We start from the raw sequence: 20045 nt of genomic DNA on the forward strand, positions 1-20045 counted from the left end.
CAAACTGACGAGAATATTACATTCTCAATCCAAATGATTTCTCATTTGTTTTGTTCTCACTTTCGTGAAAACCACTCACTCGTTGTTCAGTTTTCAAAGATCAATTTCTCTTTCGCTATTCACCAGTGTGTCTCGGTGACAACTTTTATATCATAACATGTGAGATTTCATAATGCAAGCTTTATTTTCGATTTGTTTCAATCGATGATTTGCTTGCCGATCCATTTAAACAATGTTTATTGGGCCGGAATAAGAATATACCATTTCTAGTTCCACCTTAGCAAGTTGTAATTATTGACAATTATATTCCCTTCCTAATCTATCTCTCTTTCAATAAGAAAACCTCCTAAATGTATATAGGTAGAATTATCTTAAAAATCTGTTTCTTCTATAGAGAGATGTTTCACCCTTACTAAATAAGTTGTTAAGGTACTATTTTTAAGCGCAAGGGCAATACTGTTTCTCTAGACCCACACACAACGTCTCCAGTATGATCTAGAGACTATAAAATTCGGAGGTACCGGAAATTGGATGCTTACAGCGAAATTAAAGAAGGAGAAAAAGGCGCATGGGTCAGTATTATTGCTTATGTATGTCTCTCCGTTCTTAAACTACTTATTGGACTTTCTTCTGGGTCAGCAGCATTACTTGCTGATGGACTTAATAATACAACAGATATCATTGCCTCATTCGCCGTTCTTATTGGACTAAAGATTTCTCGGAGACCACCCGATCATGACCACAAGTATGGGCATTTCCGCGCTGAGACTGTCGCCGCATTAATAGCCTCCTTCATCATGATCGCTGTCGGAATTCAAGTATTAACTCAAGCAGTGCAGAAATTCTTCCAACCAACGATAGGTACCCCCAGTATGATTGCTGCATGGACGGCCTTATTCAGTGCTCTCGTGATGTTACTGGTATATCGATACAATATTCGCCTTGCTAGGAGAATTAATAGTAATGCGATTAATGCTGCAGCTCAAGATAACCGTTCGGATGCCTTTGTTAGTATTGGTGCATTTATAGGGATTGTCGGCTCCCAGTTTGGCTTACCTTGGTTAGATCCTTTAGCTGCAACCTTAGTAGGGATCATTATTTGTAAAACAGCTTGGGATATTTTTAGAGATGCTACTCACGCCTTAACCGATGGATTTGATGAAACAGAACTTGATAAAATAAAAGAAACGATCGCTGGCACTTCCGGTGTGGGGTCCATTAAAGATATCAAAGCACGTACCCATGGAAATAACATACTAGTCGATGTTACTATTGAGGTAGATGGTCACTTAAATGTCGTGGAAAGTCATGACATCTCAGAGGAAGTCGAGGATCGTATGATGATTACACATAAAATTTCACATGTAAATATTCATATTGAGCCTACTGAAACAGAAGATTGATTTATCCGATCTTAAACCTATTTTAATGTAGCCCTAAGGTTAGACCGATATAATGACATTACACAACGAACCCTATAAGAGGTTGTTCATAAAGACATCTTTTGATCACGAAGGTTAGCAAGAGGCGTATTCGACATCGAATATTGAATTCAGCCGGTCCTTCCGGTGCTCACGTAGGTACTGCCTACGCTCCGCTCCTCACTCTCTAACTTCATCCAATCTTCTCGGTGCTGAAAAGCTGACTTTTTGAATTCGCACTATAAAGAGGTTGTTCAAAAGACTATATTCGTAAATACATATTTGGAAACGAGGTAAATGATGAAGAAAATCATTATAGTCGGCTCCTTTGTTATCGCTGTAACGATCGGTGGAGCTTCCTGGAATAGTCAGGCAAGTGCCAATCCAGTCACAAAATCGCTGAACGTCACCGCACCAGTCAAAGATGACTTACTCCATGTTCTAAAGCTTTCTTCTAATGAAGAATTATATAATGCACTATATGATGGTAGTACACTAGCTGATCTTGCTCAGAATAATGATGTCGATGTCCAAAAGGTCATTAACTTACAGGTTTCGGAATTAATATCACAGTTGGATCTACGTTATGCTAGCGGAGGTCTAACTCTTCACCAATACGAAGCACAGAAATCGGAAGTTAGAGATCTGATTACAAATAGTGTGCACGGAACTTAGTAAGCACCTACTATAACAAAAGGCACTGCCCACATGCTGGCAGTGCCTTTTGTCTCTTTAAGGGTTCGATTCCTCTCAGCAAGAGAATCAGACAGACAATCTTTATCTTTTCACTAGACTTACTTACGCCCGTAATCAGCCTTGATCTCTCCCCATTCTTTCGTCTCCCACTTGCGTACCTTATTATCGTATTGATTCGTTTGTAGCCAATGTAGCGCTCTATCCACTAAACCCCATACTTCCTTAGTCGATTCATCACGCTCTAAAGTTGTCGCAACTTGCTTCTCTCTCACCCATTTCAGAGCTGTTCTGGAGTCGCTGTAAACCGTCTTTGTACTTCCCTCTTTTTTCAAAAACGCTAAAGAATGTACGATAGCCAAGAACTCCCCGAGATTATTCGTACCTTTCGGAATAGGTCCTTGTTCGAATACAATCTCTCCCGTCTGTGTATCCACACCTCTATACTCAATAGGACCCGGGTTCCCCCTAGTTCCAACATCAACTGAGATGCTGTTATAATCAATTGCTTCTATTGAAGCTTTCGACTTCGAAGAGGTCGACTTATTGGATTGATATGTCCCCGACAGAGCTTTACCTTCTGGCTTCTTCTTGCCCCAATGCTGTTTCCAACCATCACGGTAAGCCTGCTCTGCCTCTGCTTGAGAATCATATGACTTAAATTTAGCATCTTTAAATTGGGCTACTTGCGCCTGACATTCAGGCCACTTCGTGTAGATCCCGGGCGTATTCCCAACCCATACTACATAATACTTCTGCTTTGCCACGATATTCATCCCTTCAACATTCAAAGCTTCAACTTCTTCATTATCCAAACTCTCACCTGTTCATTGACGACTATTCAAAAGTTCCACTATCGATCACGATCGCATTACTTTCTTCGTCGTAAACCAACAATAATGAGGTCACTTTTCTTAATTGTGATATTTCTACATACATTGATCCTTGAAGAAGCAGTATATCCTGATCTGTATTAAGCTTCAAGTCAAGGTTCCAACCATCCTTAGCGACTTGCACTTCCTTGCTTACTGCCGACCACTTCAATTGTGCTCCTAAAGAGTCAAACATAGTCCTTACGGGAATGTACAATCCTCCATCATTCTGAAACGGCTTCGTTGTAGGTGAAAATAATATCTGCCGACCATTCAGCCATACTTGAATATCATCACCTGCTAGAGATAACTCGGTTGCATCAAGCAAATCCGTTTCACTGCGCACCGATTGTAACGCCTTAGGGTTAATATCTAATATTTTCACACTATGATTCAATGTATCTGACACATATAACTTTCCTGCTATAAAAGCAAGCGCAGAGGGCTGATTGAACATCGCTTCCTCCACAGTACCAGTCTCATTACCCGGCGTACTCTGTCCAGCAATATTGAGAACTCTGCCATCAGCCTGCACAGCACGAATCCGATGATTTAGACTATCCGCAATGAACAGTACGCCATCCTTGTAGGCGAGACCACGAGGTCGATTAAATAGAGCTTCCGCTTTCTCTCCATTTCGATATCCACCCACCATATATCCCGTTAGCGGATCAACTTCCGTCAATTCACCCGCAAATGTCTCCACTGTGTCCCCGTCAATTAGGCGAATTAATTGGTTGCCGCTATCTGAAACGTATAGATTCCCCTTGTCATCAAAAACAAGTCCCATAGGTTCATTAAACCGCGCTTCTGCAAGGAGTCCATCTTGATAACCACCTATTTGTCCAGTAACTCCTGCGTAAGTTGTGACTGTACCCTCCGGTGTAATTTTACGAATGACATGGTTAAGTGTATCCGCTACATACACATTGTCTTTATCGTCGACACTCAATCCCCCAGGCGCATTAAACTGCGCCCCTCCTAACTTACCATCCTTATAGCCAGCGATCCCGTTCCCAGCAAGCGTGTATACTTTGCCATCATCCACTTTGCGAATCACATGATTATCCGTATCACTAACATAGATCGTACCCTTACTATCTACTACCGTGAACGTTGGTTGACTAAAAGCGGCTTTGGAAGCTATTCCATCGAAATAACCACTTTGATCCTGTCCTGCTATAGACACCAACTTCCCATTGGTCCATTTACTTACTTGCCCACTTCCAGATTGAACAATAATGATGCTGTCATCAGAGGCGGCAATTATCCCCCAGGGTTGGTTGATGTTCTGGATTGCATATGTGACAGCCTTGCCCTTGGCGTTCACTGTTGTAACACTATCTTTAGTAGTATTCGAGGTTACTGACACTTGCGCATCTACCACTGACTCTGTCATAGCGAATGCCGATGTAAGAAGTAAGACTGCACAAGTTATAGATATATACTGTTTCTTCATCTGTTAACCTCCTCTTTGGGCCTTATATTGTGATGTATCTGTATTTGAAGTCTACCCTCTAGTAATAAAGACCATAATTCTTTCCACTTCATTCCCACCATCATCCAGCAATGGAATGAAAAGATAGTATGGACCTGGATCCAATCCATCTAGTAAATAATCTGAGAGCTTAAATACAAATGTTGTCGTACTCGTTGGGTTTATCTCATAATCATAACCAGCCCCTCCACCCTCACCTCTTACAAGAGTAGTAGTAACTTGGGTAACTTCATTGAATAACTCTAAATCTCCAACTGCATATCCTAGTGTATAAAGGGTAACTTCACTTTGGTCCGCTATGCCATTAGCATCTACGTTTATCTCATCTGGATCTACTCCCGGCTCGAACATCCATTCAAACATGTCCACAGGATCCGTTTGTATATCACCATAATCAGCATTCATCAACGTGTCAGCCTCAATCTCTATCATTACCACAGATCCGATCTCCATATTATTTTCCAATGTGATTGTTAACATTCTCCCATGAGTAGTGATATCTACTACTGGATTGGGAAGGGAACTTCCACCTAGAACGGTAACTATAACCCCTTGCTTATCCGGAGCTCCGGTAGCATCATTGAACGCAATATTCGTACTGAATGGCAGACTAAAACTTTTAGCACTCTTGATATAAGAATACTTATTATCAGAAAAGTCCATCGACTCAAACTCAGGTATTCCGACTACTGGATCTGGGATTGGGTCTGGCGTTGGGTCTACCGGGTCTGGCGGATTCGGTGTTGGATCTGGTGTTGGATTCGGTGTTGGATCTGGTGTTGGATCTGGTGTTGGATTCGGTGTTGGATTCGGTGTTGGATCTGGTGTTGGATTCGGTGTTGGATCTGGTGTTGAACCTCCGCCCCCACCTGAGGTTCCTCCACTCGCACCACCTCCACCTGCACTATCCCCCGTAGATGGATCGTTATAAACAATGGTCGGGCGCACTGCTGGTCCTGGCTTATTAGCCGCATCAATAGCGGCTTGCCGTTGTTTCTCTTCTATTAACTGCTTCAATGCATTTTTCCGGTCACCGTTATCAACTTCAATCTGTTGAATTTCTTCAGAATACTTCTCAAGTGCAAACAACGGCAAAGCATTCAGATCAAGCGGTGCTATCTCGCCTACTCCGTCTCTATTCAGGAGAAGCTGTTCGCTCGGAAGTATCTGCGGACCCTCGCTTCCATTCGCATGAGTCAAGCTGACAATTCCCTCAAGCACAGCAACATAACTTTCTCCCGTCACAGGATTAACTCCAACGAAGAATTGCGTGCCCATCACACCCATGATCGCGGTAGGTGTCTCAATCTCAAAACGAGAATCCCCTTGGAGCTTCTTCTTCACTGTAATGATGACTTGTCCATTATGTAGTTTCAGACTCGTTTTACCTTCAAGCGCTTTGGCGCTCTTGACCAACTGGCTTATCGTAAGCGTTGCTTCATGACCTATTGTGACCTCCTTATCGTTGTCGAGATCCATGCTCATTTTACCGTTAGCTCCAGTAATAATCATATCGCCTTGCGTGATAGCCATCCCTTTGAATGCGTTGAACTTCTTCGTTCCACCACTCTTCTTTACCTCAGCCTTACCGCTAACCGATGTTATTTTCCCAGCCTTGTCAGTGTCCTTAGCAGCAACAATAGAAGGTAATATCATACCCGCTACTAATAACACCGTTAATAATAGCTTTATAAGCCTCATTTCAATCCCTCCAATGCATATATTGATATTCCCTTTTCCTTGCCTTTTACTTTAATTTCTCCTAGGGAAGTGGCTGTAACCCTCTCTTGCACCGCTTCATAGGTGGCCTCACTCATAATAATCTGTCCTGGCTTCGCATTACTCTCCAAACGAGCCGCCGTATTGACCGTATCTCCAATCGCAGTATAGTCCATTCTAGTTTTTGATCCAATATTACCAAATACGGCTGGACCCGTATGTATGCCTATACCGAACTTAACCCCAAACCCAAAACGTGCGATCAACTTTTCTTCGACTGCCGCAGATCCTTCCTTCATCGCCCAAGCAGCCTGCACGGCCTTCATAGGGTGATCCTCTAGCAATAGCGGGGCATTGAATATAGCCATCGTCGCATCCCCAATAAATTTATCCAAAGTCCCCTCATACTGAAAAATACAATTCGCCGTCAGATCGAGATACTCATTCAGAATTTCGACAATCTCCTCTGGCTCCGTTATTTCAGATAGTGTCGTAAACCCACGAATATCTACAAATAGAATGGTCAGTTCACGGCGACTTCCGCCGAGCTTCAAGCCCTCATCCCCACTTTTCAATATTTGATTAACGACCTGTGGAGCGACATATCGACCGAAAATATCCGTAACTCTGCGCTTTTCCAACAATTCCTGAACATATCGAAAACAAATAACGACAATACAACTTACGATTAGGAAAGGGATAACATATCCCAATGAAATAATCGTTCCTTTGCCGTATATATAGCTACCTCCCATAATAAACACTGCGATAATAACAGCCACAGCAAGAATGGAGTATAACAACTTCAATCTACGGAATAAATAATAGGCGATCACCGCAGTAACTAGTAATATGGCAACATTCCATTTCCAATCTAGTACTTTTTTGAAATCACCATCTAGTAGTTCCTGCACAATATTAGCATGAATTTCTACACCATATGATGTACCTTTTCCACTGAGTGGTGTTCGATAATCATCCTTAAATCCTACAGCGTATGGACCAATCAGAACGATTCTATTCTCAAAATATTCAGCCGGAACCTCCCCACTAAGCACAGCAGAATAAGGAATTGCCTCATACTCCTGAGGAGCCTCTGAATACGAAATGTAGAATCTACCAAAGTCATCTAGCGGAGGCTTCTCCGGGTTCGCACTCTCACCCGTACGTTCCATGTACATTTGGTAAACAGACCACGCCATGCTTGGAATAGATTGTCCATCATATTTGAAGCTGTATAGTGACTTACGTACAACGTGATCACGATCAGGTATCGTATTAATATGAGCTACAGCTCCTGCCACTTCCTTTAGTTCAGTGTATGGCTCAGACAGACTCAGTGCTTCGATTTCTCCGGGCTTAGCAGACGGAGCAAAGGTTCCATATGCAGGCAGAATAACATTCCCGGCACGGGATACTGCATCCTCGAATGCATAGTCTGAATCTATATCATCTGAACGCGTAGGGAATGTGACGTCAAAAGCAATGACAGCAGGATTACCATACGTAAGTGTATCTACTAACCCTGCATGGATACTCCTACTCCATGGCCAACTCCCAAGGTCTTCAAGACTCTGGTCATCGATCGCGATAATGGCAATTTGAGTATCCACAGCGCTTTCATGTTGCATCACCCGATCCTGAAAGAAGTACTCAATCGAGTCGAAGGCTCCTCTGTACATTAGGATACAGACAAGGGCTGTAAGTAAAACCATCACATGTACGAGCTTTAGCTTCAATCCGGATCGCACCTCCATTTATGTCATTCCAATTCAAAACTTACAAAAACATATTATCCTCTGCAATAAGACGGTCAAACATAATTCGCTCTCTATTAGAATATGTCACATTTTCGACTTATTATTTACTATTATATACGAAAAATCTAGCAAATCGTCATATTATTTTAAGTATTCAATCAGATCATATAACTATTGAAGTTAGTTTCATCTTGTAGTGGAAAGTAAATATCAACGGTTGTCCCGACACCTACATCACTCGTAATATCCAATTGCCCTCCATGTGACGTCAGTATTTTGTAGACAATCGTCATGCCGAGGCCATTTCCATCTTGTTTGGTTGTGTGAAACGGTTCCCCTATCTACATTTTAGCTATCCTGAATAATTACTTTGACACGCATAGTAATATATATTACATTGTAATCTAGAGGTGAGGAATGTGACCAGCAGCAATATTAGTCCCGAATTAATCCGTGGACATGTAGACACCATCATTCTTCGTGTTCTCAGCGAAAGTGATAACTATGGATATGAAATAATAAAGGCGATCGCCAAATATAGTCAGGGTCATTATGAATTGAAAGAACCCTCGCTTTACAGCAGCTTAAAGAGACTTGAAACACAGAAACTAATATCTTCCTATTGGGGTGATGAGAGTCAAGGAGGCAGACGTAAATACTATACGGTGACCCCATTGGGCATTGAAACATATGAAGCCAATGTTGCAGCTTGGAAGATTGCCAAAGATTTAATTGACCAGCTTATAGAATAATAGGAGGAACCCTTATGAATCGGTTACAGCAACACGTCGAACATTTATTCTCAGGATACAAAGAAAATAAACAAACGAGAGAGTTGAAATATGAGATTATATCGAACCTCGAAGCTAAAGTATCCGATCTAATCGCAGATGGAATGCCAATGGAGCAAGCCATAACGATTGCTATTGATCATATGGATTCTATCGACGGTTTAATCGATGGTAATCACCAAGTATATACACGCAGATTTCAATTGGAGCTCGTACAGATCGCTTTAATGTATACTCTGATTGCTTGGATATTGACTATACCTCTTGGGATTTTAGGCACAACAAGACCAGTTAGCCTATTCCTATTCATGATCGTTATTGTGTTAGGTGTCGTCTTCTTACTTTTAAATGGAAACAAGCAAGATCATTGGCTCAACAAAGTCTCTACTCTCCCTGTAGAATCGTTTTTACGATATAGAAGAATGGTTTGGATTATTTGGGGGCTTTTTATGGTGGTATCCATCACGACTACAACTGCACTTCGGTTCGGAAGCAATATTTGGTTTATGCGACCTATACACATCGATGGGCCCTATCAGTTTGCTGTCGTAGCTATTCCATTTCTTTTACCTATGATCTCCATCATCATACCATTACTGTTCAATAGCGCTCTGAGGCTGTTGCATAAATATGAAGTAGGTGTCTCTTATGAAGACTAGGAACGTTGTAATCATTTGCTTGTTACTTGTCGGCGTGATTTCACTTGCAATCGTACAGGGGATTGTTATCCCACAGCGTGCTGAGAATGCACAACAATATGCTGAAGATCAGCAAGACCCACTTACACATGATGTGACATCCATTTTGAAATATCGTAACAATTATATGGGCAATGCTTCGAATAACATGAATCTGATCGGCTCATTGCCCTTAGCTAATATAGACAAATCGTTTCAACAGTTCCCTGACATATTCACTTTAGAAATTAATTACAAAGAAGAGTTATCGAATATGAACAAAAAGCACCTAGAAACATCCTTAATATACAATGCTACCGCAGCATTATCCTTAATCGATAACCTTGAAGCCATTCAGTTTAATTTTGAGGGAGCTTCTTATGAAGTAACGCGCAGTGCTGTTGCACTATGGTATGGAGTAGATGACCTATCTACCCTAACCGATGAAGCAACTTGGCGTGAACTAGTTCAAAGCAAACTTACGGATGACCACTATGTGTCCGATTGTATGAATACGATATTTAGCACCCCAAATTGATGAAATAGGAGAACCTAATGCAGCCATTTACGCAACAAGTGATTGACATTATACGAGCTATCCCCAAAGGGAAGGTTATGACATACGGCGGGATCGCCGCTTCTGCCGGAAGTCCTCGCGGTGCTAGACAGGTGGTCCGAATTCTACACACCATGAGCAATAAATATGATCTTCCATGGCATAGAGTAATCAACGTCAAAGGTGAAATAGCCATTCGCGATGATGAATCCAGCTTTCTTCAGAAGGCATTACTAGAGGAAGAAGGGATTCAACTCAATGGGAACGGACGGGTTGATCTATCCATCTATCGTCATGATGGGTAGGTTCCGTAGCATCGTCCGGCCGTTCATCATTTGATATAATCGATGGTCAAGCCTTCTCGTACACAAGTCGACAGCTATTTCTACTAAGGCATATTTGCATAAAGAGGAACTCAGCGCCAAAAAGAGCACCCTTGGATGCTCTCTAAAATCCATAAATGGAATTGATAGCTCATCTTGCTTAAAGCAGTTCTAAACGTAGTTCATATCCTGGTGCTAATTCAAATTGTTCTGTCCTTGGATTAAATACTCTCGTTGTTATCTGTTTGTTCACCGTATCATATTCAACAATTCGAAACCGACCTTCCCCGCCAAATTCAGCACTCTGCCAATTTTGGAATAGTTGGCAGACCTTATTCCCATGTACACCGTAATCAATCCTGTGACTAACAGGCTCAGAGATATGATGCCCAGAGAATACAGCAATCACGTTGGAATGGTACTTCAAGTGCTTTTGCCATATATCTTCACCGTCATTACCATCCATTGTAGCCACATAGTTTTTCGGGTTGGCATCATCTCCCGGTTTCGTCCTTTCACCGTACTTATACATATAGCAATGCGTAATGACAATGACCTGACGATCCTGGTTCTCTCGAATGATCTGATCTGCCCAGTTCATAACTTCATCTCGTGGACCAAATTCAAGAACAAGAAATAGAAACGATGCACCTCCTGCTTCAAGTAATGCATACATATTCTCGGACTTCTGACGTTCAAACACATCCCCGAACCATGATTTATCCTGAAACCTATGCACACCGAAATACTGATTAAACATCGAAAGCGCTCTGCTGTCTACATTCTCCATCAGTCTACTAGACGAGATGATTGGCAGATCATAGTCATGATTTCCTGGCGCAATAACTAGCGGAAGATCCGCTTTATATATCGTATCCAGCGCCTCCGAAGCACGAAGGTACTCACCCTCGTCCTTTGCTCCTCTATCCACAACATCCCCTAAGTGGACAACCATGCTCACATTTAGATTACTGGCATGGTCCGCAATCCAGTGGGTCATTCCCTTAAATAGATCCGGATAATGTCTAGATAATTTTTGTGTATCTGGAATTACAATAAATGATAACGTCCGCGAGACATCATCCACTGTCATGCCTTCAACCTCTTTTCTATATGTTCTAATCGAAACTTTATAACCGAGCTTGTCAGATGAAATCAAACACTCATATTTTCACGATAAATGTATACATGCAGCTTCGTGTCCAAAGCTCACTGTTGTTAAACTTGGTACGACATGAGCACACTCCTGTGTAGCTACCGGGCATCTAGTCCTGAACACACATCCCGAAGGAGGATTTACGGGACTGGGAATATCTCCTTGGATGGGCTTCGCATCTTTTATTATAAATGGATCAGGTTCAGGAACAGAGTCTAACAATGCCTTTGTGTAGGGATGTACTGGGTTCCCGAATACATCATCTACGGTTCCGATCTCCATTAATTTACCGAGGTACATGACAGCCACTCGATCTGAGATATATTCCACCGCCGATAGATCATGTGAAATCATCAGAATAGTTATGCCAAGCTCCTGTCTTAGATCTGATAAGAGGTTTAAAATCTGAGCTTGCACAGATACATCCAGAGCAGAAACAGGTTCATCTGCAACAAGAAATTTCGGTTTTGTAACTAATGATCTCGCGATAGCTACGCGCTGCCTTTGTCCACCCGATAATTGATGCGGATACCGATCCAAACAATCCTGAGGCAACTGTACTTGATCTAGAACTTCCTTAACCATTCTTAATTGTTCTTTATGCGAACCTATCTTATTGACATAAAGCGGCTCACAGATAATGTCTTTCAATCGCATACGAGGGTTCAACGAGCTATTAGGATCTTGAAAGATCATTTGCATTTGCTTTCTGAGAGGACGCATCTCTTTCATTCTATGGTTGGTAATATCCTGTTCATTAAACAACACTTGCCCAGAGTATGGTTCATTTAAACGAAGCAGTGCTCGTCCTAAGGTACTTTTACCTGAGCCTGATTCTCCTACAAGTCCAAGAATTTCTCCCTTGTATATTCCTAGGGACACATCATCTACGGCTCGAACGTATGACTGTTTCTTAGAACCGAATTTAAAATATACTTTTAAGTCTTTCGTACTGGCTATCATTTTGTTATCCTGTCCATTCAATTCTCAGGTCCCTCCTTCAGGAAACAGCGAACCATGTGATCGGAATCGACTTCACGTTCGATGGGAATCTCCAACCTGCATTGCGCCATCACAGAAGGACATCTATTGTGAAAAGAGCAACCATATATTTCAACAGATGGACTTGGTACTGTCCCCTGAATTGCGGCAAGCCTATCACCTTTGGTGGCACGAAGACCTTTTTTAGGCAGGGACTGAAGAAGTAGTCTCGTATATGGATGTTTAGGAGAACGAAATATTTGCTCTACAGTACCACTTTCAACAATAATCCCGCGGTACATGACTGCCACTTTATCTGCAAACTGAGCGACGACTCCCAAGTTATGTGTAATGAACATCATGGACGTCCCCTGACTTTGTTTGATCTGCTTAAGAAGATATAGGATTTGAGATTGAATCGTTACATCCAGGGCTGTGGTTGGCTCATCTGCAATTAATAGCTTCGGTTCACAAGACATAGCCATGGCAATCATCACGCGTTGCTTCTGTCCTCCAGATAATTGGAATGGATAAGACTTCATCCTTGTTGCAGCATCCGGGATCCCCACACTCTCTAACAGCTTTACGGTATTTGCAAAGGCTTTGGACTTCGCCATCCCTTTATGTTTCACAAGGATCTCCGCTACCTGTTCTCCAATCGTTAATAAAGGATTTAATGCCGTCATGGGCTCCTGAAATATCATCGACATAGCGGATCCTCTTAACGTATCGTACTGCTTACTTGTCATACCTACGAGGTGTTCTGTTCTGTCTTGATCGAGATTCAATGTGATTTCGCCCTTAACAAACGTATTCGTCGAATGGTTCTGGTTCCCTAGAAGACCCATAACTGCAAGAGCTGTAAGTGACTTACCGCAGCCTGACTCTCCTACGATAGCAACTGTTTCACCTTGATATATTTCGAGATTAATTCCATTGACGGCATAGACTTCCTGTTCTCTTTGACGAAAACCGACTTGAAGATTCTTAATGGCTAGTAAAGGCTTCATATGATTTAATTCTCCTAATCCTTAATGGCGGAAATGTCCATCGAATCCTTGAACCAATCTCCTATAGACTGCATAATCAATGTCATGACAATAATAATGATGGATGGAGTGATCGCAATCCACCAGGAAGTAAGCAAGTAGTTCCTTCCGTCACCTACCATTCTTCCCAGGCTGGCCGTTGGTGGTTGAATACCTATGCCTAGAAAGGATAGCGTCGATTCCATCGTGAGGATCGCAGGGAAATTGAGCGTCATCATGACTAATATCGTAGGTAGAATATTCGGTAAAATATGTCTAAATATAATATACCTTCCTGACGCGCCTGATACTTGCGCTGCTTCTATATATTGATTCTCACGCAAGGAAAGCACGAGTCCTCGTGTAATTCTAGCATAGCTCTCCCATTTGGCTAGGCCGATTAAGGCAACCAGCACGATGATGTCATTTCCAAGTAATACAATTCCCATTAATAGAATTAATGTATATGGTATTGCGAATTGAAAATCCACGATTGCCATAATGATTTTATCTACAGTTCCTCCAATATAACCACTGATCAAACCCGCTGTTACACCGACAATACATCCGATCACAAGCCCGACTAGAGCTATACTCGCACTGACTCTAAGACCGTAAATAACCCGAGATAATATATCTCTACCAATTTGATCCGTTCCAAGCGGATGATCCCAGCTTCCATCTAAATACACGGGTGGCTGATTGTTGTTCAATAAATTCGTTGCATCGGGATCATAGGGCATAATCCATGGGGCCAAGAGTATTACTAAAGCGAACAGAATGGCCAGAATGAAACTGATTTTTATGGTCCATGGTGACTGCATCATTCTTCTCATAATCATCATCTTATCCCGCCTTCCTGATCCTCGGATCAATGACCCCATAAAGTATATCTACTACGAGATTTGTAGCGATGACGACAAAAGAAAAACAAACGACGCCAAATTGAATAACAGGGAAGTCCTTGTCCATTACTGAATCAATGAGTCGATTGCCAATACCTGGCCAGGAGAATACCGTTTCTACAACAATCGATCCACCGGCAATATCAATCACTAGCATTCCGATGACCGTCACTAGAGGAATAAGTGTATTTCTAAAAGCATGCTTTAGGATAACTAAACGCTCTCCAAGCCCCTTAGCTCTAGCTGTTCGAATATAATCCTGTGATAATACTACCATTAGACTTGTACTTACATACCTTGCAATCGAAGAGATCGGATGAACCGATAGAGCGATCACTGGCATAATGTAGCTTGCTATAGAACCCATTCCCATGCTAGGCAATAGGTTTAAATGATAACTAAAGATAAGAATCAACAGAATCGCAATAATGAAGCTTGGAATAGCATATCCTACACCCGCCAGCATCATTAAACTCCTTGAGAATAGGCTGCGGGGATTCAAAGAAGAAATTATTCCAATTGCCACACCCACTACAATACTAAACCCAAATGCTAATATCCCAAGCTTTACAGTCTCTGCTGCCGCCGCTGAGAATATTTCGGTTACTGGACGGTTCTCGTGGATGCTATTTCCAAAATCACCTTTTAAAGCATTCTGTATATATAATTTGAATTGAATAATCATTGGTTTATCCAATCCGTATTTGGCATTTAATAGTTGATGTTGTTCTTCGGTTATTCCTTCTGGAAACATGATACTAACTGGATCACCCGTAAGCCGAGCTCCAACAAATACAAATATGAATACAACGCTTATCGTTAGAAAAGCCTTCACGATTCTTTGTATGATAAATTTATACAAACAAATCACTGCTTCCTCATGTGGTTATAAATGAACGACTATGCAGGAATGGCCCCCATCCCTGCATAGTAGCTACATTTAGTGAATGTTACTTTTCCGTACGACTAATCTGTCCTGCACGAAGGGAAATAGTCTCTGCGCGTAAATTCTCAGGGAGTTCCCAGTTCATGTCCTCTTGCATCACATAATATTCAAATGGATTATACAGTAATATAAATCCTGCTTCATCCTTAGCAATTTCGAGTAATTTCTTATATGCGTCTTTACGTTCTTGCTTATCCGTAGAGAAACGAGCTGTCTCGAAGGCACTAGACCAGTCTTTATTCTCTGGTGTAAAGAAATTACGTGTACTTACCCAGATGGTATCTGACCAGGATGCGTCCATAACTCCCATTGGGTCCGGATAATAAAGTGGGTTGGACCAAGAACGGATCATGATTTCTGAATCCTCGATTTTATTCACATCTGGAACCTGCACTAGCTTAGCGTTAACACCAATTTTCTTCCACATTTCGATAACAGCTTGCGCGGCTAAATCACCATACGTGTAATATTCGGAGCGAATAGTAATCACAATCGGTGTCCCATCATATCCAGACTCTTTCACCAATTGGGTTGCCTTTTCTACGTTATATTCCACTGTCTTCACATCTGGCATATACATATCGCCGTAGTCAGGAAATTGCAATGAGGTTGGTGCAACTCCTTTACCTGCCCATAATGATTGAACTAATGCTTCGCGATCAACTGCTAAATCAAGTGCTTGACGAAGCTTCTTATTTGCCATAACCGGATTACTCATGTTCAGAATATACACATGATATAACGGCCAGTTTGCTCCAACTAGTCTAAGCTGACCTTGATTCACTAGAGCTGGTTCTTGATCAGGTGGAATACCCACAGCCATATCAATTTCATTATTGGCCACAGCTGTAATTCGTGATGATATCTCAGGGATATACGTATAAGTTACTTTCTTAATAGGAGCCTTCTCTCCCCAATACTCGTCGAATCTCTCTATTTCTAAGCTCTTCTTGGGAACGAAAGAAGTGACTTTATAAGGTCCAGCGCCTACTGGCATCTGATCCGCTGCATCTAAGCCTACGCTTTCTACATATTCCTTGGAAGTAATTGCACCACTAAGGTCTGAGAGGAACGTTTCAACGAGTGGATCGGCTTTAAGCATATGAATGTTGACCGTGTTTGGATCAATGACTTCGACGCTATCGAAAGTATTAAAATATCTTCCATAAGCATTCAAAAATCTCTCATCTTCTTGTTTAAATATGCGATTCAGCGAGAAGGCGACATCCTCTGCATCCATGATCGTACCGTCATGGAATTTCACATTCTCCCGCAACTTAAATTGCCAAACCGATGGTTCTAGTTGTTCCCAGCTCTCAGCAAGCCCTGGAAGGAACTTCAAGTTCTCTGAAGTGGGATCTCTCAGGATCAATGTATCGTAAATATTGTATTGATATTGCGCATCTGCATTGGAAGTTCTAGTTGCTTCTAAACCTGCTGTGAAGGAGTGAACCCCAATTCGCAGATGCTCTATATCCGTTGTTGCTTCGTTCTCCTGATCCGGTTCTGTTGATTTCGTTTCGTCTGTTTGTGCAGCTGGTGTTGGTTGATTCGCAGTGTTTGTTGTCTGAACTTGGCAACCCACACTTATAGCAAGTAATATTACACCAAACATGAGGATGAGACTTCTTCTGATAACATGATTCATCGTTACACTTCCTTCTGAATTAGTATTCTTGATACTGATAGTTTTATATATCTTTAAACGCATTATAAACGGGATGTCACCAGTAGATGTCGATCTCCTTTATTCTCCCGTACGTCCAAACCTATTGAAAAGCCAGGCATTTTCGTATCAAAACCTGCGATGTGATTCATGAGTTCGTGATCATCGACCATTATGAGATCGATATTGATCTGGCCTTCAGAACATTCGACTACACGGAAGGTAGGCGTACTCAGACATGTAGCAGATTGGATAAAGTACCATTCCCCTTCACGAACGATTGAATTGACATGGTTGTGACCGCAGAAGTAGAAACCCTGACCCTTCTTTTGGTTCAAAATAGTCCGCATATCGATGCCCGGATGAATACAGTATGGAGTCATTGTGGAACGGGCGGTTGTATCGTACACGGGATGATGGCCGAATATTAGAACCGGTTTCGTACCGGCTTCCTTAAGCTCAGATTGCAACCAATCCAACTGCTCCTGATCCATATTTCCACCCCATTCGGCGCGGTTCATTTCTCTCGTTGTATCCAAAAAGATGAGTCTGACTTGTTCTGTATCGATGGATCGATATCGTTGCTGTCTGGTTAGCTCCATAACATCTCTCTTAAGCATCACATAAGAGTCATGATTACCAAGTATGAATATGAAGTTTCGCCCACTCTTGCCGATTCGCTCGAACACATTACCAAATTCCTCAGGATGTCCCTCATGCGTAAGATCGCCTAAGGAAATATGTATATCCGCATCGATATCCAAGAACTTGTCAAGCAAGGTACTGTATACCTTATCTCTAGCCTCCAGCATTTGTTTAGTTCCATTCTCCATCCGTGAGTAATGCAAATCGCTCATTAGAACTAATCTCATGCGTCTTCATATCCCCTTCCCGTCTTCCGATGAAATCAGAGCAATGTGATCAGAACATCGTGAAGCTGTTCTGCTGTAATTTCTACTGGATTATTATCCATACGCCCTTTAGTATAGGCTCGTCCCACAATATTAGGGATATTTAATGCGGTGACCCCATACTCACCAAGCCGAGATGGAATACTATACAATTTATAGATTTGATAAATTTGCTGTTGAACATCTTCAGGCTTCTCAACACCAAAAGCTTCGAGTAGCTTCTCTGGCTCGACCAATGCGAATTGATTCAGCCGCAACACCGCACCCAGCGTAATACTCGCTGCTATTCCGTGCTCTATCCCATACAACAATGTTAATGGATACGAGATGGAATGACATGCCGTTGTTCTCGTGTTGCTGAATGCAAGTCCTGCATATACACTTGCCAACGCTAACTGCAGTCGAATCTCTGGATTGTTCTGATCATCCTTAAGTAGTGGGAGAAATATCCGCACTCGTTCAATCGCCTGTAGCGCATAAATGCGAGTGATTGGATTCGTATGAACAGACCAATAGGCTTCTGTCGCATGGCACATTGCATCCAGGGCGGTCGATGCGCTCAAACGGAGTGGCAACGTAGCTGTCAATTCAGGTATAATAGCTGCGTACTTCGCATACAACCTTTCATCGGAAACTGAATATTTAGTACCTAATTCTTGATCCCACACGGTCGCCCAGCTCGTTACCTCTGAACCCGTACCCGATGTCGTTGGGATGCCGATCCATGGTGTGACTTGCCCTTGTTCGCGATAATGCTCTTCGACAATCGCTGCGCGTACATCTGCTGTAGTGGTTACCTTTATCCGTTGGATAGCTGATAGCGTTTTCGCCACATCCATCACACTTCCGCCACCTATAGCTATAATAAGTTCAAACTTAAAACCACCTAGTTCGTTCTTTAAGTCTAGAATATCAACGAGATCGGGATTAGCCAGTTCAAGCTCTTTTAACAAAATTTCTTTTCCTTCAATCGCATTCATCATGGGTCTTAAGCAGTTATTCTTCTCAACTCCACTGCCTCGCGTTAGTAACAACACGCGATTCACATGCTTATATCTCTCCAATAAAGAAGTAGCTAGCTGCTCAACGGCATTAGATTCGAAGTAAATCGTTACGGGGTTATAAAATTGACTCATTCATCCAACATTCCTTTCTCGCTCTAAGCCCAAATTCATAACCTACGCTCAAGTGACTCAATGACACCGTGAAGTTCATCCATCGTTTCGATCACCATGTCAGCTCCCGCTTCCTCAAATCTTCGGCGAACCGTATCCATTCGCTCCCGTAGTTCAGCTTCTTCCATAGCTTCAACCTCCGCTTGTGTCAGTCCAAGCTCGCTGCTCCCTTTAATGACTGAAACGCTCCAAACCCCTGCATTTTTCGCTTCCTGTACATCTGACAGGGTATCTCCTACCTTGACTACAGCTATTGGTGGAAATACTTCCAACTCGACGAAGTTGCGATAGATCATATAAGGGAATGGGCGCCCCCTTTTCACTTCATCTGAACTGATTAAGAAATCCGGTGCATAGCCCTTTCGCTTAGCATTGGGCGCCACTACCTCCATCATTGCCTTCGTATATCCTGTAGTGGAGCCAATCTTGATGCCAGCATTTCGCAACTGATCGACCACTTCAATAACGCCGGGAATCGGGTCCGTGAAATCCTGCAAGGACTCCATCAATAATGATTCGAATGTTTCGTATAATGAGTCCACATCAGCCTCTGTCGGATAACTTCCGGAATGTTCAACCCATGCCGTGTTCACCCGCTCCATACGGAGAATCGCTTGAATGTGTTCTCGTTTCAACAGTCCCATCGGAGCCCTCGCCTCATCAACCGTAATTGGAATGCCTCCTATTTCAAAAGTCTTTATGAATGCTTGCATGGGTGCGAAACAGCCATAATCAACCACAGTCCCTGCCCAATCAAAAATAACAGCTTGTATTCTATTCATTATTTTTGTCCTCCAATACCTATCATCGTTAACTTACATCCACAGTATAAGTAAAGGAAACAGTAACTTCAATAGTTTTTGCTTTATTTTACATAACTAATACAATTATATGCTTTTATATGCTTGTTTTAATTATGTGATAACATGAAAATAGAGCACCCCCTCGATTCCCCACATGTGCTACT

General features: G+C 42.2%; 20 protein-coding genes. 6 read left to right on the top strand and 14 right to left on the bottom strand.

The genetic code is table 11. From position 1 onward, the window contains the following. Positions 1-527 precede the first annotated feature (527 nt). Both AC1TO9_RS15420 and AC1TO9_RS15425 read left to right on the top strand, forming a co-directional pair. On the top strand, positions 528-1403 hold the full coding sequence (locus AC1TO9_RS15420; protein ID WP_482056460.1) for a cation diffusion facilitator family transporter: 876 nt from the start codon (positions 528-530) through the stop codon (positions 1401-1403). Between the two features lie 315 nt (positions 1404-1718). Further along, positions 1719-2096: a hypothetical protein gene (locus AC1TO9_RS15425; RefSeq protein ID WP_482056459.1), complete on the top strand. Its 378-nt coding sequence runs from the start codon at positions 1719-1721 to the stop codon at positions 2094-2096. 119 nt (positions 2097-2215) lie between these two features. Here the strand turns inward: AC1TO9_RS15425 and rnhA are convergent, their stop codons facing one another. The 5 genes from rnhA to AC1TO9_RS15450 form a co-directional block, all read right to left on the bottom strand. Continuing rightward, a complete protein-coding gene (rnhA, locus tag AC1TO9_RS15430) occupies positions 2216-2881 on the bottom strand; it encodes a ribonuclease H (protein ID WP_482059873.1) in 666 nt (221 codons plus the stop codon). 70 nt (positions 2882-2951) lie between these two features. After that, the gene (locus AC1TO9_RS15435) at positions 2952-4445 is read right to left on the bottom strand and encodes a stalk domain-containing protein (RefSeq protein ID WP_482059753.1); all 1494 of its coding nucleotides are present in this window, start codon (positions 4443-4445) and stop codon (positions 2952-2954) included. Between the two features lie 51 nt (positions 4446-4496). Then, positions 4497-6185, bottom strand: a complete 1689-nt coding sequence (locus AC1TO9_RS15440) for a FecR family protein (protein WP_482059754.1) — start codon at positions 6183-6185, stop codon at positions 4497-4499. Next, complete coding sequence (locus AC1TO9_RS15445; protein ID WP_482059755.1) at positions 6182-7942, bottom strand: CHASE2 domain-containing protein; 1761 nt, start codon at positions 7940-7942, stop codon at positions 6182-6184. The genes AC1TO9_RS15440 and AC1TO9_RS15445 overlap by 4 nt, the downstream gene beginning before the upstream one ends. Before the next feature lie 179 nt (positions 7943-8121). Then, positions 8122-8304, bottom strand: a complete 183-nt coding sequence (locus AC1TO9_RS15450; RefSeq protein ID WP_482059874.1) for an ATP-binding protein — start codon at positions 8302-8304, stop codon at positions 8122-8124. A 78-nt stretch (positions 8305-8382) separates the two neighbouring features. Between AC1TO9_RS15450 and AC1TO9_RS15455 the strand changes: the two genes are divergently transcribed. From AC1TO9_RS15455 to AC1TO9_RS15470, 4 genes are read left to right on the top strand one after another with little or no spacing between them, the layout of a single operon-like run. Continuing rightward, on the top strand, positions 8383-8715 hold the full coding sequence (locus tag AC1TO9_RS15455; protein WP_482059756.1) for a PadR family transcriptional regulator: 333 nt from the start codon (positions 8383-8385) through the stop codon (positions 8713-8715). Positions 8716-8729: 14 nt separating this feature from the next. Then, complete coding sequence (locus AC1TO9_RS15460) at positions 8730-9413, top strand: permease prefix domain 1-containing protein (protein WP_482059757.1); 684 nt, start codon at positions 8730-8732, stop codon at positions 9411-9413. Further along, complete coding sequence (locus tag AC1TO9_RS15465; RefSeq protein WP_482059758.1) at positions 9403-9969, top strand: DUF4825 domain-containing protein; 567 nt, start codon at positions 9403-9405, stop codon at positions 9967-9969. The genes AC1TO9_RS15460 and AC1TO9_RS15465 overlap by 11 nt, the downstream gene beginning before the upstream one ends. 17 nt (positions 9970-9986) lie before the next feature. Next, on the top strand, positions 9987-10292 hold the full coding sequence (locus AC1TO9_RS15470; protein ID WP_482056452.1) for an MGMT family protein: 306 nt from the start codon (positions 9987-9989) through the stop codon (positions 10290-10292). A 178-nt stretch (positions 10293-10470) separates the two neighbouring features. On the opposite strand, the gene AC1TO9_RS15475 is transcribed toward AC1TO9_RS15470, so the two are convergent. The 9 genes from AC1TO9_RS15475 to phnX all read right to left on the bottom strand — a co-directional run bounded on the left by AC1TO9_RS15475 (position 10471) and on the right by phnX (position 19860). Continuing rightward, positions 10471-11403 carry a metallophosphoesterase gene (locus AC1TO9_RS15475; RefSeq protein ID WP_482059759.1) on the bottom strand — a complete coding sequence of 311 codons (933 nt, stop codon included), beginning with the start codon at positions 11401-11403 and terminating at the stop codon, positions 10471-10473. Positions 11404-11481: 78 nt separating this feature from the next. Then, positions 11482-12450: an ABC transporter ATP-binding protein gene (locus AC1TO9_RS15480; protein WP_482056450.1), complete on the bottom strand. Its 969-nt coding sequence runs from the start codon at positions 12448-12450 to the stop codon at positions 11482-11484. Further along, a complete protein-coding gene (locus AC1TO9_RS15485; protein WP_482059760.1) occupies positions 12447-13457 on the bottom strand; it encodes an ABC transporter ATP-binding protein in 1011 nt (336 codons plus the stop codon). The genes AC1TO9_RS15480 and AC1TO9_RS15485 overlap by 4 nt, the downstream gene beginning before the upstream one ends. Before the next feature lie 14 nt (positions 13458-13471). Further along, positions 13472-14320: an ABC transporter permease gene (locus AC1TO9_RS15490; protein ID WP_482059761.1), complete on the bottom strand. Its 849-nt coding sequence runs from the start codon at positions 14318-14320 to the stop codon at positions 13472-13474. A 1-nt stretch (position 14321) separates the two neighbouring features. Further along, complete coding sequence (locus AC1TO9_RS15495; RefSeq protein WP_482056447.1) at positions 14322-15242, bottom strand: ABC transporter permease; 921 nt, start codon at positions 15240-15242, stop codon at positions 14322-14324. An 88-nt stretch (positions 15243-15330) separates the two neighbouring features. Then, a complete protein-coding gene (locus AC1TO9_RS15500; protein ID WP_482056446.1) occupies positions 15331-16974 on the bottom strand; it encodes an ABC transporter substrate-binding protein in 1644 nt (547 codons plus the stop codon). A 62-nt stretch (positions 16975-17036) separates the two neighbouring features. Beyond that, positions 17037-17864, bottom strand: coding sequence for a metallophosphoesterase family protein (locus AC1TO9_RS15505; protein ID WP_482059762.1), 828 nt, complete (start codon positions 17862-17864; stop codon positions 17037-17039). Between the two features lie 35 nt (positions 17865-17899). After that, complete coding sequence (locus tag AC1TO9_RS15510) at positions 17900-19039, bottom strand: phosphonoacetaldehyde reductase (protein WP_482059763.1); 1140 nt, start codon at positions 19037-19039, stop codon at positions 17900-17902. 35 nt (positions 19040-19074) lie between these two features. Next, complete coding sequence (gene phnX / locus AC1TO9_RS15515; protein ID WP_482059764.1) at positions 19075-19860, bottom strand: phosphonoacetaldehyde hydrolase; 786 nt, start codon at positions 19858-19860, stop codon at positions 19075-19077. Positions 19861-20045: the final 185 nt, after the last annotated feature.

Source organism: Paenibacillus sp. Y916 (assembly GCF_056786435.1).

What these genes read in the sequence shown, in the direction of transcription:
- AC1TO9_RS15505 (WP_482059762.1), bottom strand. Translation starts at nt 17,864, where the DNA reads ATGAGATTAGTTCTAATGAGCGATTTGCATTACTCACGGATGGAGAAT.
- AC1TO9_RS15460 (WP_482059757.1), top strand. Translation starts at nt 8,730, where the DNA reads ATGAATCGGTTACAGCAACACGTCGAACATTTATTCTCAGGATACAAA.
- AC1TO9_RS15425 (WP_482056459.1), top strand. Translation starts at nt 1,719, where the DNA reads ATGATGAAGAAAATCATTATAGTCGGCTCCTTTGTTATCGCTGTAACG.
- AC1TO9_RS15510 (WP_482059763.1), bottom strand. Translation starts at nt 19,039, where the DNA reads ATGAGTCAATTTTATAACCCCGTAACGATTTACTTCGAATCTAATGCC.
- AC1TO9_RS15475 (WP_482059759.1), bottom strand. Translation starts at nt 11,403, where the DNA reads ATGACAGTGGATGATGTCTCGCGGACGTTATCATTTATTGTAATTCCA.
- AC1TO9_RS15435 (WP_482059753.1), bottom strand. Translation starts at nt 4,445, where the DNA reads ATGAAGAAACAGTATATATCTATAACTTGTGCAGTCTTACTTCTTACA.
- AC1TO9_RS15485 (WP_482059760.1), bottom strand. Translation starts at nt 13,457, where the DNA reads ATGAAGCCTTTACTAGCCATTAAGAATCTTCAAGTCGGTTTTCGTCAA.
- AC1TO9_RS15465 (WP_482059758.1), top strand. Translation starts at nt 9,403, where the DNA reads ATGAAGACTAGGAACGTTGTAATCATTTGCTTGTTACTTGTCGGCGTG.
- AC1TO9_RS15440 (WP_482059754.1), bottom strand. Translation starts at nt 6,185, where the DNA reads ATGAGGCTTATAAAGCTATTATTAACGGTGTTATTAGTAGCGGGTATG.
- AC1TO9_RS15490 (WP_482059761.1), bottom strand. Translation starts at nt 14,320, where the DNA reads ATGATGATTATGAGAAGAATGATGCAGTCACCATGGACCATAAAAATC.
- AC1TO9_RS15470 (WP_482056452.1), top strand. Translation starts at nt 9,987, where the DNA reads ATGCAGCCATTTACGCAACAAGTGATTGACATTATACGAGCTATCCCC.
- AC1TO9_RS15500 (WP_482056446.1), bottom strand. Translation starts at nt 16,974, where the DNA reads ATGAATCATGTTATCAGAAGAAGTCTCATCCTCATGTTTGGTGTAATA.
- phnX (WP_482059764.1), bottom strand. Translation starts at nt 19,860, where the DNA reads ATGAATAGAATACAAGCTGTTATTTTTGATTGGGCAGGGACTGTGGTT.